Here is a 14,234-nt window from a genome sequence, read left to right as displayed (position 1 = left end):
GCGGGGCGCACCGGGCGGCGGCCCCGGCACCCGGGGGGCCGGGGAAGCGCGCGGCCGTGGCGGGGGCCCGGACTACCGGGGCAGGGCGACGACGTAGGCGGGCGGCTCCCGGTCGTCGGCCGCCATCAGGGCCGTACGGACCACCGCGGCCTGCTGGGCCATCGACTCCCTGAGCTTCGCCGGGGTCAGATGGACGACCGTGATCCCGAGCCGCTCCAGCCGCTCCCGCTTGTCCGCGTACCGCGCCCAGACGGCGTCCTCGCCGTCCCCGTGCCGGACGTCCAGCTCGACCGCGACCGCCTGGTCCGGCCAGTAGGCGTCCAGGGCGCCGAGCGAGGGGCCGCCGGGCAGCCGCAGGTCCACGTTCCACAGCGGGTCCGGCAGGCCGTACTCCCGGACCATCCGGTACAGCCGGCCCTCCGCGATCGACCGGCCCTCCGCGACCAGCGCGTCCACCGCGCCCGCCACGTGCGGCCGCCCGAGCAGCTTCGCCCGCGTCAACTCCTGGACGACGGCGGCCGGTTCGCAGTGACCGCCGCGCACCGCCTCGGTCAGCAGCCGCCGCACCGGCTCCGCGTCCCGCAGCCCGGCCACCGCGTCCGCGAGCGCCCTCGGCACCGGCGCCACCGGCAGCCCGGTCACCGTGCGCGGGGCGGGCACGTCCGCGCCGCGCACGATCCGGACGTAACCGGTGGAGCGCAGCCTGCGCTGCCGGGGCACCAGGACGTCGACGTGCTCCAGGGAGGTCAGCGGCGGCGCGGCGCGGAAGCCGTACAGGGTGAGCGCCGCCAGTCCGGTGAGCATCGCGCCCGGGTACGGCGGGCGGTGCGCGTGCCGGGCCGTCGGCTGGAGGGGGACGCCCGGCGCGGGCTCGCGGGCCGCGTACAGCAGGGCGCCGCGCAGCCGCTCCTCGCTCGTCGGCGGTCCCGGGTGCAACAGGTGGACGTGGGGCAGCAGTTGTCGCCAGGGCCCGCCGGGGCGGGTCCGTGCGGACAGCTCGGCCGCGGTCACCCCGTGGGCGCGCAGCTGGGCCGTGGTCAGCACGCGGTGGTGGGTGTCGTGGAGATGGCCGAGGGGGCGGGGGGAGAGGGGGGTGTTGTGCGTCATGCCCTCGGGATGCCCACCCCTGGTCCCTCCTTTAACCGCTGTTACACGGTCGTCGAGAAATGCGGACAAGACGGCACTAAAGGTCAGGTGTTCGGATGCCGATCGGGCACCGGAAACCCCTGGTCGCCGGGGTGCGGACCAGGGGTTACGGCCGTCGGGGCACGAATCCGGTAACGGTCACCGACCGCCGAGGCTCGGGCCAAGGCTTATCGGGCGGCGGCCTCCGCGTCGCACGCCTGTCCGCGCAGCGCCCGCGCCAGGTCGTCCCGCGCCTCCAGCACCAGCCGCCGCAGCGCGGGCGCCGCGTCCTGGTGCGCCTGGAGCCACGCGTCCGTCGCCGCCAGCGTCTCGGGCCGGTCCTGGAGGGCCGGGAACAGCCCGCTGACCACGTCCATGCCGATCTGGATGGAACGCTCCCGCCACACTCGCTCGATGGCCGCGAAGTACTTCTGCGCGTACGGCGCGGTCAGCTCCCGCTGGGAGGGCTGGTCGAAGCCCGCGATCGTCGCCTCCACCAGCGCGTTGGACAGCGTGTCGGACTCCACGACCTGCTCCCACGCCCGCGCCTTGACCTCCGCCGACGGGCGGGCCGCCAGGCAGCGGACCTGGTGGCGCTTGCCGGACGCGGTGTCGTCGCGGGCCAGTTCGGCGGCGAGCAGCCGCTCGTCGGCCACGCCGTGCGCGGCCAGCGGCTCCAGGAACGCCCACCGCAGCTCCTGGTCCACCTCCAGGCCCTCGATCTCCGTGGTGCCGTCCAGCAGCTCCCTCAGCAGCGCCAGGTCCGGCTCGGCCGACGCCGTCGAGGCGAAGAACCGCGCCCAGGCCAGCTGGTGCTCGCTGCCCGGCCCGGCCGCCCGCAGCTCCCGCAGCGCGCCCTCGGCGAGCAGCGCGCCGCCGGTCTCCCGCCAGTCGGGGGCCGCGTAGCGCTCCAGCGCCGAGTGCGCCCACGCGTGCAGCATCTGGAGCACGCCGATGTCCGACTCGCGGCCCGCGAAGCGCAGCACCAGGCCGATGAAGTCCCGGGCCGGCAGCAGCGCGTCCCGGGTCATGTTCCACAGCGCCGACCAGCACAGGGCCCGCGCCAGCGGGTCGGTCAGGTCGCCCAGGTGCTCCTGGAGCGTGGCCAGCGAACCGGCGTCGAAGCGGGTCTTGCAGTAGGTCAGGTCGTCGTCGTTGACCAGCACCAGGTCCGGGGCCTCGGCGCCGGCCAGCCCGGCCACGACCGTGCGCGGGCCGTCCACGTCCGTCTCCACCCGCGCGTACCGTTCGAGCGCGCCGCCCTCGGCGAGCCGGTACAGGCCCACCGCGATCCGGTGCGGTCGCAGTTCGGGATGGGTCTCGGGGGCCTCCTGCACCACCGCCAGCTCCGCGACGCGCGAGTCCGCCAGGAGCACCTGCGGGGTCAGCGCGTTCACCCCGGCCGTCTCCAGCCAGGACCGCGACCACGCCGTCATGTCCCGGCCGCTGGTCTCGCCCAGCACCGACAGCAGGTCGGCCAGGCGCGTGTTGCCGTACGCGTGCCGCTTGAAGTAGCGGCGGGCGCCCTCCAGGAACGCGTCCTGCCCGACGTACGCCACCAGCTGCTTGAGCACGGAGGCGCCCTTGGCGTAGGTGATGCCGTCGAAGTTCAGCTTGGCGTCCTGGAGGTCGCGGATGTCCGCCGTGATCGGGTGCGTGGACGGCAGCTGGTCCGCGCGGTACGCCCAGGCCTTGCGGCGGTTGGCGAAGGTGATCCAGGCGTCCTTGAAGCGGGTCGCGCCCACGTTGCCGAACGTGCCCATGAAGTCCGCGAAGGACTCCTTCAGCCACAGGTCGTCCCACCAGGCCATGGTGACCAGGTCGCCGAACCACATGTGCGCCATCTCGTGCAGGATCACGTTGGCGCGGGCCTCGTACGACGCCTGCGTCACCTTCCCGCGGAAGATGTACTCCTCGCGGAAGGTCACCAGGCCCGGGTTCTCCATCGCGCCCAGGTTGTACTCCGGCACGAACGCCTGGTCGTACTTGCCGAAGGGGTACGGGTAGTCGAAGTGCTCGTGGAAGAAGTCCAGGCCCTGCTTGGTGATCAGGAAGACGTCGTCGGCGTCGAAGTGCGGGGCGAGCCCCTTGCGGCACATCGCGCCCAGCGGGATCTCCAGCGTGGTGCCGTCCGCGAACGTACGGGAGTAGGTGTCCGTCACGTAGTGGTACGGGCCCGCCACCACGCAGGTGATGTACGTCGAGATCGGCTTGGTCTCCGCGAACCGCCAGACGCCGTCGGACAGTTCACCGGCGCCGTTGCTCCACACGGTCCAGCCCTCGGGCGCCCGCACCTCGAAGCGGAACGGCGCCTTGAGGTCGGGCTGCTCGAAGCCCGCGAACACCCGGCGGGAGTCGGCCGGCTCGTACTGCGTGTAGAGGTAGACCTCGCCGTCCTCCGGGTCCACGAAGCGGTGCAGGCCCTCGCCGGTGCGCGAGTAGGCGCACTGGGCGTCGACCACCAGCTCGTTCTCCGCGGCCAGGTCCTCCAGCGCGATCCGGGTGCCGTCGAAGACCTCGCTCGGGTCCAGGTCCTTGCCGTTGAGGGACACGGCGGTCACGCTCGGCGCGATCAGGTCGGCGAAACTGGACGCGCCCGGCTCGTTGCAGCGGAAGCGGAGGGTGGTCACCGAGCGGAAGGTGCGCGGCTCGCCGTTCCCGTCGCCGACGGCGGACCTGAGGTCCAGGGACACGTCGTATCCGTCGACGGACAGCAGGGCGGCCCGCTCCCGGGCCTCGTCGCGGGAAAGATTCTCACCGGGCACGGCGGCACTCCCTTGTGATCGCGTGATTCATGGCTGAACAGCACCGATCCTGCCATGTGCTCCTGACGGGGCTCGGCGGGGAATGCCGCTCGCGGGGACGTCGTTGCCGCTGGAGACGACCTTTTCGCTGAGGAGAACCATGTCCGAGACCGTGTCCCCGTCCGGCAAGACCCCCGTCGACTTCTGGTTCGACCCGCTGTGCCCCTGGGCCTGGATGACCTCCCGCTGGGTGCTGGAGGTGGAGAAGCTCCGGGACATCGAGGTCCGCTGGCACGTCATGAGCCTCGCCGTCCTCAACGAGGACAAGCTGGACGAGCTGCCCGACGAGTACCGGGAGATGCTCAGCACCAAGGCCTGGCAGTCCGTGCGGGTGGTCACCGCCGCCTGGCAGAAGCACGGCCAGGAGGTCGTGGGCCCGCTGTACACCGCGCTCGGCACCCGTATCCACAACAACGGCGAGGGCCCCACCCTGGAGGCCATCGCCGGGGCGCTCGCCGACGTGGGCCTGCCCGCCGAGCTGATCGACTACGCCGAGCAGGAGGACTTCGAGTTCGACGCCGAGCTGCGCGCCTCCCACAAGGAGGGCATCGACAAGGTCGGCCAGGAGGTCGGCACCCCCGTGATCGCGGTCCCCGGCGACGACGGGCAGCAGATCGCCTTCTTCGGCCCGGTCGTCACCCCCGCCCCCAAGGGCGAGCAGGCCGCCCGCCTGTGGGACGGCACCCTCGCGGTCGCCTCGGTCCCGGGCTTCTACGAGATCAAGCGCACGCGGACGCAGGGCCCCGACTTCAGCAACCTGTAGGCCGCGGCACTTGCCGGCTTCTGGGGCCGGGGTGCGGGGTGACGTGAACGGGAGCACCCGGCCCGGTCACCCGCGCCGGGCCCGGCTCCGGGCCGCCGTCAGCAGACGCGGGTGCTCCTCGTGGTGCCCGGCGTGGGAGGCCGCCCGTTCCGGGGCCGGGTGGACGGTGCGGGCGGGCTGGGTCCAGGCGGTGACGTCCAGCGGGACGCCGTGCCCGCCATCGCCGGCATCGCCCGCGGCCGGTGGGCCGCCCGGTCGGTGGAGACGTACATCCCGGCCGGTTCCCCACCCAGGTCGAGGGAGGCGGTGGCGACCAGGGCGGCCGGACAGGTGCCGACGATCAGCAGCCCGTCACCGGGCGCGGTGACCCCGGCACCGAGCGCGCACGCGGGCAGGGCGTACGGCCCGTTCGACAGCCGCGTCCCGGCCGGCAAGCCCGACGGGCCCGCCCGGCCGCCGCCGGGTCGGCGACCGGCGCGAGCAGCCGCCGCCCGGCCGGCGCCGGTCAGCCGCTGGAAGGCCAGGCCGCCGCGTTCGACCTCGAGGGCCGTCAACCGGCCGTCGAGGCAGTCCCGTTGCCCGGCTCGCCCGCCTCACGTCAGACAGTGGGCGAGCGGCTCCCCCCGCACCCACCGGCCCACCTCCGCCGCCGCCAGCCGGGCCGCCTTCTCCGCGACCGCCCGGCTCGCGCCGCCGAGGTGCGGGGTCAGCAGCACCCGCCCGCCGACCGTGCGCAGCCGCGAGTCGGCCGGCAACGGCTCCTCGGCGTACGTGTCCAGCGCCGCCGCGGCGAGCCGGCCGTCCTCCAGCGCGTCGCACAGCGCGGCCTCGTCCAGCAGGGCCCCGCGGGCCGCGTTGACCACGACCGCGCCCGGCGGCAGCAGCGCCAGCTCCCGGGCGCCGATCAGTCCCCGGGTCTCCTCGGTGAGCCGGGCGTGCAGACTGATCACCCGGGAGCGGCGCAGCAGTTCGTCCAGCGAGGACATCCGCAGCCCGTGCACCTCGCCGCGCGCGTACGGGTCGTGCACCATCACCCGTGCGCCGAACGCGCACAGTGCCCGCGCGACCCGGCTGCCGACCGCGCCGTGCCCGATCAGCCCGATCGGCAGGTCCTCCAGCTCCAGTCCGCTCTGCTCGTACGTGTAGTACGTCGATCCCGCCCAACTGCCCTGCTCCGCCAGCAGGTCGTGGGCCTGCGGGATGCGGCGCAGGGCGGCGATCAGCAGGCCGACGGTGAACTCGGCGGTGGCGGCGGCGCTGCGGCCGGGCGCGAAGCAGACCCGGACGTCGTGCCGCCGGGCCGCCTCCAGGTTGACGTTCACCGGGCCGCCCCGGCAGACCGCGACCAACCGCAGCTCCGGGCGGGCGGCCAGCACCCGCTCGGTGACCGGCGCCATCTGGGTGACGAGGACGTCCGCGCCGGCCAGGGCCGCGATCAGCTCGTCCTCCGCGTCGCTGGCCTCGCGCACCTCGGCGACCGGACCGAACGGTTCCAGCGGCCAGCCGAGCGTCAGCTCCCGCACGTCACAGTGGGCCTGCCGGGCGAGGGCCGCCGTGATCAGCGAGGGCAGCACGAAGCGGTCGCCGGCGACCAGCACCCGCACACTGGAGGCCATCACAGGGCGTCTTTCGTCTCGTCGTCCAGGACAGGGGCGGCCGGGGCCGGCCCGGGACCGGTGGCGCGCGCCTCGTACCGCACCGGCGAGAGGATCGCTCGCTCGACACGGTGGGTCGCTTCGGATGTACAGGTTGTAATGACCATCCGGTGGGCGTCAATCCCTCGGGCACGGGAAAGACAGGAAGAACCCCCATACGGGCATGGGGAGTTGACCGAACGGGCAGGAGGCGCGGAATCCGGTGGCACGCGGAGAACCGGTACGCCGGAGCGAGCGGCATCGGGCTCACCGCGCTGGGGCGGGCGCAGGCCGAGGCGCTGGGGAAGTGGGTGGGGGAGCGGCCCGTGGACGCCGTGTGGTGCTCGCCGCTGACCCGGGCCGTGGCCACCGCCGAGCCCGCCTGCCGGGTGCTCGGCATCGAGGCGCGGCGCGGCCACACGACGGAAGGCCCTCCGTGAGTCACGTCCTCACGGAGGGCCTCCCTCCATCCGCCCGCCGCCGTGAAGGGTGAGAAGACGATCACGAGGCGGGACGCTTCAGGGGCGCGCGCTCACGGCGCGAGCAGCAGCGCGTTCGCGCGGGACTTGGCGGCCTCGTAGCGCCGGGCCACGTCCTGCCAGTTGACCACCTGCCACATGGCCTCGATGAAGTCGACCTTCTGGTTCTTGTACTGGAGGTAGAAGGCGTGCTCCCAGGCGTCGAAGACCAGGATCGGGGTCGAGCCCTGGCCGACGTTGCCCTGGTGGTCGTAGACCTGCTCCACGATCAGCCGTCCGCTCAGCGGCTCGTACGCGAGCACGCCCCAGCCGGAGCCCTGGGTGGTGGCCGCCGCCTTGGACAGCTGGCTCTTGAACGCGGCGAAGGAGCCGAAGGACTCCTTGACGGCGTCGGCGAGTTCGCCCACGCCGTCCGCCGCCAGCGGCTCGCCGCCGCCGTCCTTCGGGCCGGTCATGTTCTGCCAGTAGATGCTGTGCAGGATGTGCCCGGACAGATGGAAGGCCAGGTTCTTCTCCAGCCCGTTGACCGAGCCCCACGACTCCTTGTCCCGCGCCTCCGCCAGCTGTTCCAGCGTGTCGTTGGCGCCCTTCACATAGGCGGCGTGGTGCTTGTCGTGGTGCAGCTTGATGATCTCGGGGCTGATCACGGGGGCCAGCGCCGAGTAGTCGTACGGGAGGTCGGGCAGCGTGTAGACGGGCATGGGTGATCCCCTCCGGAACCTTATTGCAAGTCTCTTGCAACTACACGCTAGCAACAACAGTGTCCGGGCAACAGAAAGGCCCCCACGTGTCGCACGTGGGGGCCCGGTCCGCCTGCGGCGCGGGGGTCAGCGCCGGGCGCGCGCCCGCTGCCAGACGTATCCCACCGCCGCGAGCACCACGGTCATCGCGCCCGACGAGTACAGCTGGACCCGGGTGTCCGGCTGCCGCGCCATCAGCACGAAGACCGCGGCCATCCCGGCCAGCGCCACCCAGGTGAGGTACGGGAACGCCCACATCCGCACCACCAGCTTCTCCGGCGCCTCCCGCTCGATCCGGCGGCGCAGCAGCAGCTGGGAGACCGCGATGAAGATCCAGACGACCAGGATCACCGCGCCGATCATGTTCAGCAGCCACGGGAAGACGTCGTCGGGCCGCCAGTAGCTCAGCAGCACGCAGAAGAAGCCGACGACGCAGGAGGTGAGCACGCCGATCCGGGGCACCCCGCCGGACAGCTTCGCCAGCGCCTTCGGGCCCTGGCCGCGCTCGACCAGGGAGAAGGCGATGCGCGAGGAGCCGTAGATGTTGGCGTTCATCGCGGACAGCAGCGCCACGAACACCACCACGTCCATCAGCCGGGCCGCGCCCGGGATGCCGAGGTGGTCCAGGGTCGCGACGTAGGGGCCGCGCGCCACGACCTCCGGGGAGTCCCAGGGCACCAGGGTGACGACGACGGCCATGGAGCCGATGTAGAACACGGCGATGCGCCACATCGCGGTGCGCACCGCGCGCGCCACGCCCCGCACCGGGTCCTCCGACTCCGCCGCCGCGATGGTGACCGTCTCCAGGCCGCCGTAGGCGAAGACCGAGGCGAGCAGGCCGATGACCAGGCCCTGGCCGCCGTGCGGCAGGAAGTGGGACAGATGGGAGGTGCCGGGCGCGTCCGTGCCCGGCAGCACGCCCGTGATGGCGAGCACGCCCAGCACCAGGAACAGCGAGATCGCGCCGACCTTGAGCGCGGCGAACCAGAACTCGAACTCGCCGAAGTTCTTCACCGCGGCCAGGTTGGTGCCGAGGAAGACCAGCATGAACAGCGCGACCCAGATCCACTGCGGGCTGCCCGGCACCCAGCCCTGGACGATCTTGGCCGCGCCGATGCCCTCCAGGCCCACGGCGGTGCACAGCAGCACCCAGAAGGACCAGCCGGCCGCGAACCCGGCCCAGGGGCCGATCGCCCGCTCGGCATGGGCCGAGAAGGAGCCGGACGACGGGTAGGCGGCCGACATCTCGCCGAGCATCCGCATCACGAGCATCACCAGCAGCCCGGACAGGGCGTAGGCGATCACGATGGACGGGCCGGCCGCGGCGATGCCCGCCCCCGAACCCACGAACAGGCCCGCGCCGATCACGCCGCCGAGGGCGATCATCGACAGGTGGCGCTGTTTGAGGCCGTGGGCGAGTGAGGCACCCTCCGTCTGCGGTGGTGTCTCGGTGCGGGTGCTGCTGGGCATGGGCGCGGCTCTCCCGTGCGGTGTGGGGGGTAAAAACTCCCTAAGTCTGGGCGGCCCGTCCGCTTGTGCGAAGGAGCCGCCCAGTATCCGGACACCCGGCGCGCGGAGAGTGAGATTCCGGTTACACCGCCACGGGGTCCCCGACGGGCGTGTAGTGCGAGGCGTCGCCCTCGATGGAGTAACTCTCCTTGCCCTCGACGCCGACCGGGACGTCACCGGCGACGGTCACCCGGTGCAGCCGGCGCGGCAGCCCGTCGTAGTTGTCGATGGCGTAGTGCTGGGTGATCCGGTTGTCGAACAGCACCAGCTCGCCCTCCGCCCAGCGGTGGCGCAGGATGTTCTCCGGGCGGGTGACGTAGGACTGGAGCAGGTCGAGCACCTTGCGCGACTCGCCCACCGACAGGCCAGTGATCCGCTGCGCGAACCCGCCGATGAACAGCCCGCGTTCCCCGGTCAGCGGGTGCACGCGGACCACCGGGTGGGCGGTGCGGTACCTGATCGAGGTGAACCGGGCGCGGCGCTCGGCCAGCTCCGCGTCGATCTCCTCGTCCGGTACGGCGTAGTCGTAGTCGTTGGTGTGCTCGGCCCACAGGGTGTCCGCGAAGCGGCGCAGCGGCTCGGGCAGGTCCCGGTAGGCGGCCGCCGCGTTCGCGATCAGGGTCTCGCCGCCGTACGGCGGGACGGTGATCGAGCGCAGGGTGCTGGCCTGCGGCGGATTGAGGACGAAGGTGACGTCCGTGTGCCAGTGGTTGGCGATGCCCCGCTCGCTGTCCACGGGGAGCACGTTCGGGGCGCCCTCGACGGCCTCGACGGTCGGATGGGCGGTGGTCAGCTCGCCGAAGTGCCGGGCGAAGGCCTGCTGGCCCGCGTCGTCCAGGCCCTCGGCGGCGAAGACCAGCGCCTTGTGGACGTTGAGGGCCTCGCGGATGCCGGTCACCTCCGCCTCGGTGAGCGGCCGGGTGAGGTCGACACCCCGGACGCGGGCGCCGATGCGCGCGGTGACCTTGGTGATCTCCAGTGACATGGGGGTTCCTTTCGGGAGGGGTCGCGGAAGGCGTCGGGGTCAGCTGTGGGAAGGGGTCGGGTACCGGTTGGCGGGGCGGGGCAGGCCGTAGCGCTCGCGCAGGGTCCGGTGCGGGCCGTACCCCTCGCGGAACAGCCCCCGGGCGCGCAGGACCGGTACGACGTGCTCCACGAAGGCGTCCAGGCCCGAGGGCAGCACGGGCGGCATGACGTTGAAGCCGTCGGCCGCTCCTTGCGTGAACCAGGTCTCGATCCGGTCCGCGATCTGCTCGGGCGTCCCGGCGAAGGTCTGGTGCCCGCGCCCGCCGCCGAGCCGGCCGATCAGCTGCCGCACGGTGAGCTGCTCGCGCCGGGCCAGCGACACCACGAGGGTGTAGCGGCTCCTGGCGCCCTCGACGGCGGACTCGGGCGGCAGGTCCCCGGGCAGCCGCCGGTCCAGCTCCAGCGAGTCGGGCGCGAGCTGGAGCAGCCGTTCCAGGCGCCTGAGCCCGTGCTCGGGCACGATGTGGTCCTCCAGGACCCGCTCGGCCGCCCGCGCCTCGGCCTCCGTGGACCCGATGACCGGCACGATCCCGGGCAGCACCTTGAGGTGCTCGGGGTTCCGTCCGGCCCGCCGGGTGCGGTACTTGAGGTCCGCGTAGAAGACCTGCGCGTCGGCGAGGGTCTGCTGCGCGGTGAACACCGCCTCCGCGTACCGCGCCGCGAACGCCTTGCCGTCCGCCGAGGAGCCCGCCTGCACCAGCAGCGGACGCGCCTGCGGGGAGCGCGGCACGTTGAGCGCGCCCGCGACCCGGAAGTACGGTCCCTCGTGCCGGGGCGGATGGATCTTGCGGTCGTCGCCCCAGACACCGGCGGCCTTGTCGGCGACGATCGCGTCGTCCTCCCAGCTGTCCCACAGCTTCAGCGCCACGTCCAGGAAGTCGGCGGCGCGCGCGTACCGCTCGGCGTGCGGCGGCTCCTGCTCCAGACCGAAGTTGCGCGCCGCCTCCGCGCCGGCGGTGGTGACGATGTTCCAGCCGGCCCGGCCGCCGCTGACGATGTCCAGCGAGGCGAGCCGGCGGGCCAGGTCGTAGGGCGAGTTGTAGGAGGTGGAGGCGGTGGCGATCAGGCCGATGTGCTCGGTGGCCGTCGCCAGCGCGGTCAGCAGGGTCAGCGGCTCCAGGGCACCCGCCGGACGCTGCCCGATGTCGCTCCACAACTGCGGGCTGTCGGCCAGGAACACGCTGTCGAAGGTGCCGCGCTCGGCGATCCGCGCGAGCCGTACGTAGTGCCGCGGGTCGACGTGCGCGTACGGGTCGCTCTCCGGCAGCCGCCAGGAGGCCTCGTGGTGGCCGGTGTTCATGAGGAACGCGTTCAGGTGCAGTCGCCGTGCCGCGGTCACCGGTGGTCCTCCGTGACGCCGAGGGCGGCCAGCAGCCGCTCCCGGTACTCGCCCAGCAGCGGCTCCCGGTAGGAGCGCGGGTGGGGGCGGTCGACGGCCAGATCGAGTCCGATGCGGCCGCGGTCCAGGACGAGGACCCGGTCGGCGAGCACGATCGCCTCGTCCACGTCATGGGTGACCAGCAGCACGGAGGGCCGATGGCGCTCCCACAGCTCGCGCAGCAGATGGTGCATCCGGATCCGGGTCAGCGCGTCCAGGGCGCCGAACGGCTCGTCGGCCAGCAGCAGTTCGGGCTCCCGGACCAGGGCACGGGCCAGCGCGGCCCGCTGCGCCTCGCCGCCGGACAGCTCGCCCGGCCAGGCCCGCTCCCGGCCCGCCAGCCCGACCTCCGCGAGGGCCGCCCGGCCGCGCTCCACCGCGCCCTTTCCGTCCAGGCCCAGCACGACGTTGTCCAGCACCCGGCGCCAGGGCAGCAGCCGGGAGTCCTGGAAGGCCACCGACACCCGCCGCGGCGCCGCGACGTGCCCGGTCCCGGTCACCCCGTGGTCGAGTCCGGCGACCGCCCGCAGCAGGGTGGACTTGCCAGAACCGGAGCGCCCCAGCAGGGCCGTGAACTGTCCGGCGGGCAGCTCCAGATCGATGCCGTCGAGGACCGTACGGCCCCCGAACGACCGCTTCAGGTCCCGCAGCCGGACGGCGGGCCGGGTCAGCTGCTCAGTGTGCGGCGCCATGACAGCACCCTCCGTTCGACGAGACGGACCGCGCTGTCGGAGACCAGGCCGAGCACGCCGTAGATCAGCAGGCCGACGAGGATGATGTCGGTACGGCCGTAGTTCTGCGCCTGGAACATCAGATAGCCGAGGCCGCTGGTGGCGTTGATCTGCTCCAGCACCACCAGGCCCAGCCAGGAGCCGGTCACCCCGAGCCGCAGCCCCACGAAGAACCCGGGCAGCGCCCCCGGGATCACCACCCGGCGCACGAACGCGAGCTTCGACAGGCCCTGCACCTCGGCGAGTTCGACGTACCGGCTGTCGATGCCGGCCAGCGCGGCATGCGTGTTCAGATAGACCGGGATGTAGACGACGATCGCGATGATGGCGACCTTGAACGTCTCCCCGATGCCCAGCCAGAGGATGAACAGCGGGATCAGACCGAGGGTGGGGATCGCCCGGTTGAGCTGCACCGTGCCGTCGACCAGCGCCTCGCCTATCCGGCTGAGCCCGGCGACCAGCGCGAGCAGCACCCCGGCGGCCAGCCCGATCGCGAAGCCGTACCCGGCCCGCCGCAGCGAGGTCAGCACATCGGTGGGCAGCGTGCCGTCGGTCCACAGCCGGCCGAGGGTGCGCAGCACCGTCCAGGGCGCCGGTATCGCGGCCGGATCGAGCTGACCCGCGGCCGACGCGGCGGCCCAGGCGCCGAGCACCAGCAGGGGACCGGCCAGCCGGGCGGCGGGCCACCGGCGGCCGGGGGCGAGCCGGCGCCGGCGGCGGACCGGGGGCAGCGCGCCCGCCTCGGTGGCGGGCGCGGCGGTCGTCGTGGTCACGGCGGTCACCTCCGGTACTCCTCGGGTACGGCCCGCGCGGCGATCGCCTCGAAGCGGCGGTCGAACAGCGTGGTCACGTCCGTGTGCCGGACGAAGCCGCCCGCCGCGAGCAGATCGGCGGTCTCCTGCTCCCAGCGGACGGCCTCGTCCCAACTGGGCGGGAACAGCGGTTTGCCGGCGAGCGCGGTGACGGACCGGGCCTGGTCGGGGCTCAGGTTCTGCGTCTTGACGTAGAACTCCTCGTTCCACTCGGCCGGGTGCTCGTACTGCCACACCTGGCCCCGGGCCCACCGCGGGATGTAGGCGGCGATGGCGGCGGCCTTGGCGGGGTCGTTCAGCACGGCCTGCGGCGCCCACAGCAGATTGAGCAGGTCGACCACGTCGGTGGTGACGGTGCGGGCGCCCTTAGCCGCGTACTGCTGGAGGTAGGCGGGCGCCTGGCTGTTGGCGAGGGGGGCCACGTCGACCTGCCCGGACTGCAGGGCGGTCAGGAACTGGTTGCTGGTCAGCGGCACCAGCGTGACCTGGCCGTACGCCAGGCCCGCCTGCTTCAGGGCGCGCAGCAGGACCACGCCCTGCGCCTGCCCCTGCGAGAAGGCGAGCCGCCTGCCCTTGAAGTCGGCGACGGAGCGGATGTCGCTGCCGGGCCGGGTCGCGAAGAGGTAGTTCGGCTTGCGGGTCAGCTCGACCGCCACGATCTTCGCGGCGAGGCCCTGGAACCGCGCCTGGATCGGCGGGATGCCCGCGTTGTTGGCGAGGTCCAGGGACCTCGCGCGGAAGGCGTTGATGACATCGGGTCCGGCGGCGAGGTTCACCCACTCGGACACGGTGAACGGCAACGGCGGGAACTTCCCCAGTCTGAACTGGAGTTGCTCCACCCCCTGGTACGAGGTGATCTTCAGGCTGGTGCCGGACGGCACCCGGGCCGACAGCGGCCGGGTGGCGGCGCCCCCGGTGTCGGCGGCGGCCTCGCCCTTGGCGCAGCCGGCGACGCCCAGGGTGGCGGCGGACGCGCCCAGCAGTGAGGTGAGAAAGAGGCGACGGTGCATGGGAGGTCTCCCGGAAAAGAGCCGGTCAACGGAAACAGGGAGAGCACGCAGAGAAACCCGGGGAAACACCGAGAAGCATCTGAGAAACCCTGCGAAATTCACGGAAACGCGCACTTCATGCGCGGCAACATGTCAGCAACAGAGGGCGCGACAGCCGGTCCGACAGCTCGTGAGAGGGCTCATGACCAGCATGTTCCCGGTGCCGGGCGACCGGTGTCAACAT

The 14,234-nt window shown here is 72.9% G+C and carries 12 protein-coding genes and 1 pseudogene; 2 read left to right on the top strand and 11 right to left on the bottom strand.

Going from position 1 to position 14,234, the window contains the following annotated elements:
• Positions 1-72: 72 nt before the first annotated feature.
• Together BLW85_RS14960 and pepN are read right to left on the bottom strand one after the other, a co-directional pair.
• On the bottom strand, positions 73-1,107 hold the full coding sequence (locus BLW85_RS14960; RefSeq protein WP_074992299.1) for a hypothetical protein: 1,035 nt from the start codon (positions 1,105-1,107) through the stop codon (positions 73-75).
• A 206-nt stretch (positions 1,108-1,313) separates the two neighbouring features.
• Entirely contained in the window at positions 1,314-3,890 is a 2,577-nt protein-coding gene (pepN, locus tag BLW85_RS14955) for an aminopeptidase N (protein WP_074992298.1), read from the bottom strand.
• A gap of 139 nt (positions 3,891-4,029) precedes the next feature.
• Between pepN and BLW85_RS14950 the strand changes: the two genes are divergently transcribed.
• Positions 4,030-4,692, top strand: coding sequence for a mycothiol-dependent nitroreductase Rv2466c family protein (locus tag BLW85_RS14950; RefSeq protein ID WP_070027145.1), 663 nt, complete (start codon positions 4,030-4,032; stop codon positions 4,690-4,692).
• A gap of 203 nt (positions 4,693-4,895) precedes the next feature.
• Here BLW85_RS14950 and BLW85_RS14945 read toward each other — a convergent pair.
• Positions 4,896-5,182: pseudogene (locus BLW85_RS14945) on the bottom strand (carbohydrate kinase); the annotation flags it as partial.
• A gap of 103 nt (positions 5,183-5,285) precedes the next feature.
• A complete protein-coding gene (locus BLW85_RS14940) occupies positions 5,286-6,308 on the bottom strand; it encodes a 2-hydroxyacid dehydrogenase (RefSeq protein ID WP_070027141.1) in 1,023 nt (340 codons plus the stop codon).
• A 110-nt stretch (positions 6,309-6,418) separates the two neighbouring features.
• Here BLW85_RS14940 and BLW85_RS40905 point away from each other — a divergent pair, with 110 nt between their 5' ends.
• On the top strand, positions 6,419-6,766 hold the full coding sequence (locus tag BLW85_RS40905; protein WP_425275335.1) for a histidine phosphatase family protein: 348 nt from the start codon (positions 6,419-6,421) through the stop codon (positions 6,764-6,766).
• A 92-nt stretch (positions 6,767-6,858) separates the two neighbouring features.
• Here the strand turns inward: BLW85_RS40905 and BLW85_RS14930 are convergent, their stop codons facing one another.
• The 7 genes from BLW85_RS14930 to BLW85_RS14900 all read right to left on the bottom strand — a co-directional run bounded on the left by BLW85_RS14930 (position 6,859) and on the right by BLW85_RS14900 (position 14,011).
• Positions 6,859-7,506, bottom strand: coding sequence for a superoxide dismutase (locus BLW85_RS14930; protein ID WP_074992297.1), 648 nt, complete (start codon positions 7,504-7,506; stop codon positions 6,859-6,861).
• Positions 7,507-7,632: 126 nt separating this feature from the next.
• On the bottom strand, positions 7,633-9,015 hold the full coding sequence (locus BLW85_RS14925) for an amino acid permease (RefSeq protein WP_070027136.1): 1,383 nt from the start codon (positions 9,013-9,015) through the stop codon (positions 7,633-7,635).
• A 121-nt stretch (positions 9,016-9,136) separates the two neighbouring features.
• Positions 9,137-10,039, bottom strand: coding sequence for a TauD/TfdA dioxygenase family protein (locus BLW85_RS14920; RefSeq protein ID WP_070027135.1), 903 nt, complete (start codon positions 10,037-10,039; stop codon positions 9,137-9,139).
• A gap of 39 nt (positions 10,040-10,078) precedes the next feature.
• Positions 10,079-11,419: an LLM class flavin-dependent oxidoreductase gene (locus tag BLW85_RS14915; RefSeq protein WP_279628603.1), complete on the bottom strand. Its 1,341-nt coding sequence runs from the start codon at positions 11,417-11,419 to the stop codon at positions 10,079-10,081.
• Entirely contained in the window at positions 11,416-12,150 is a 735-nt protein-coding gene (locus BLW85_RS14910) for an ABC transporter ATP-binding protein (RefSeq protein ID WP_070027133.1), read from the bottom strand. Before BLW85_RS14910 ends, BLW85_RS14915 begins: the two co-directional genes overlap by 4 nt.
• Positions 12,126-12,971, bottom strand: coding sequence for an ABC transporter permease (locus BLW85_RS14905; protein ID WP_070027131.1), 846 nt, complete (start codon positions 12,969-12,971; stop codon positions 12,126-12,128). The genes BLW85_RS14910 and BLW85_RS14905 overlap by 25 nt, the downstream gene beginning before the upstream one ends.
• Positions 12,968-14,011: an ABC transporter substrate-binding protein gene (locus BLW85_RS14900; protein WP_074992296.1), complete on the bottom strand. Its 1,044-nt coding sequence runs from the start codon at positions 14,009-14,011 to the stop codon at positions 12,968-12,970. The genes BLW85_RS14905 and BLW85_RS14900 overlap by 4 nt, the downstream gene beginning before the upstream one ends.
• Positions 14,012-14,234 lie beyond the last annotated feature (223 nt).

The sequence above is a fragment of the Streptomyces misionensis genome (assembly GCF_900104815.1).
Classification (GTDB): Bacteria; Actinomycetota; Actinomycetes; order Streptomycetales; family Streptomycetaceae; genus Streptomyces; species Streptomyces misionensis.
The sequence above is the reverse complement of the archived record's forward strand: the minus strand, read 5'-3'. Positions and strand labels throughout refer to the sequence as shown.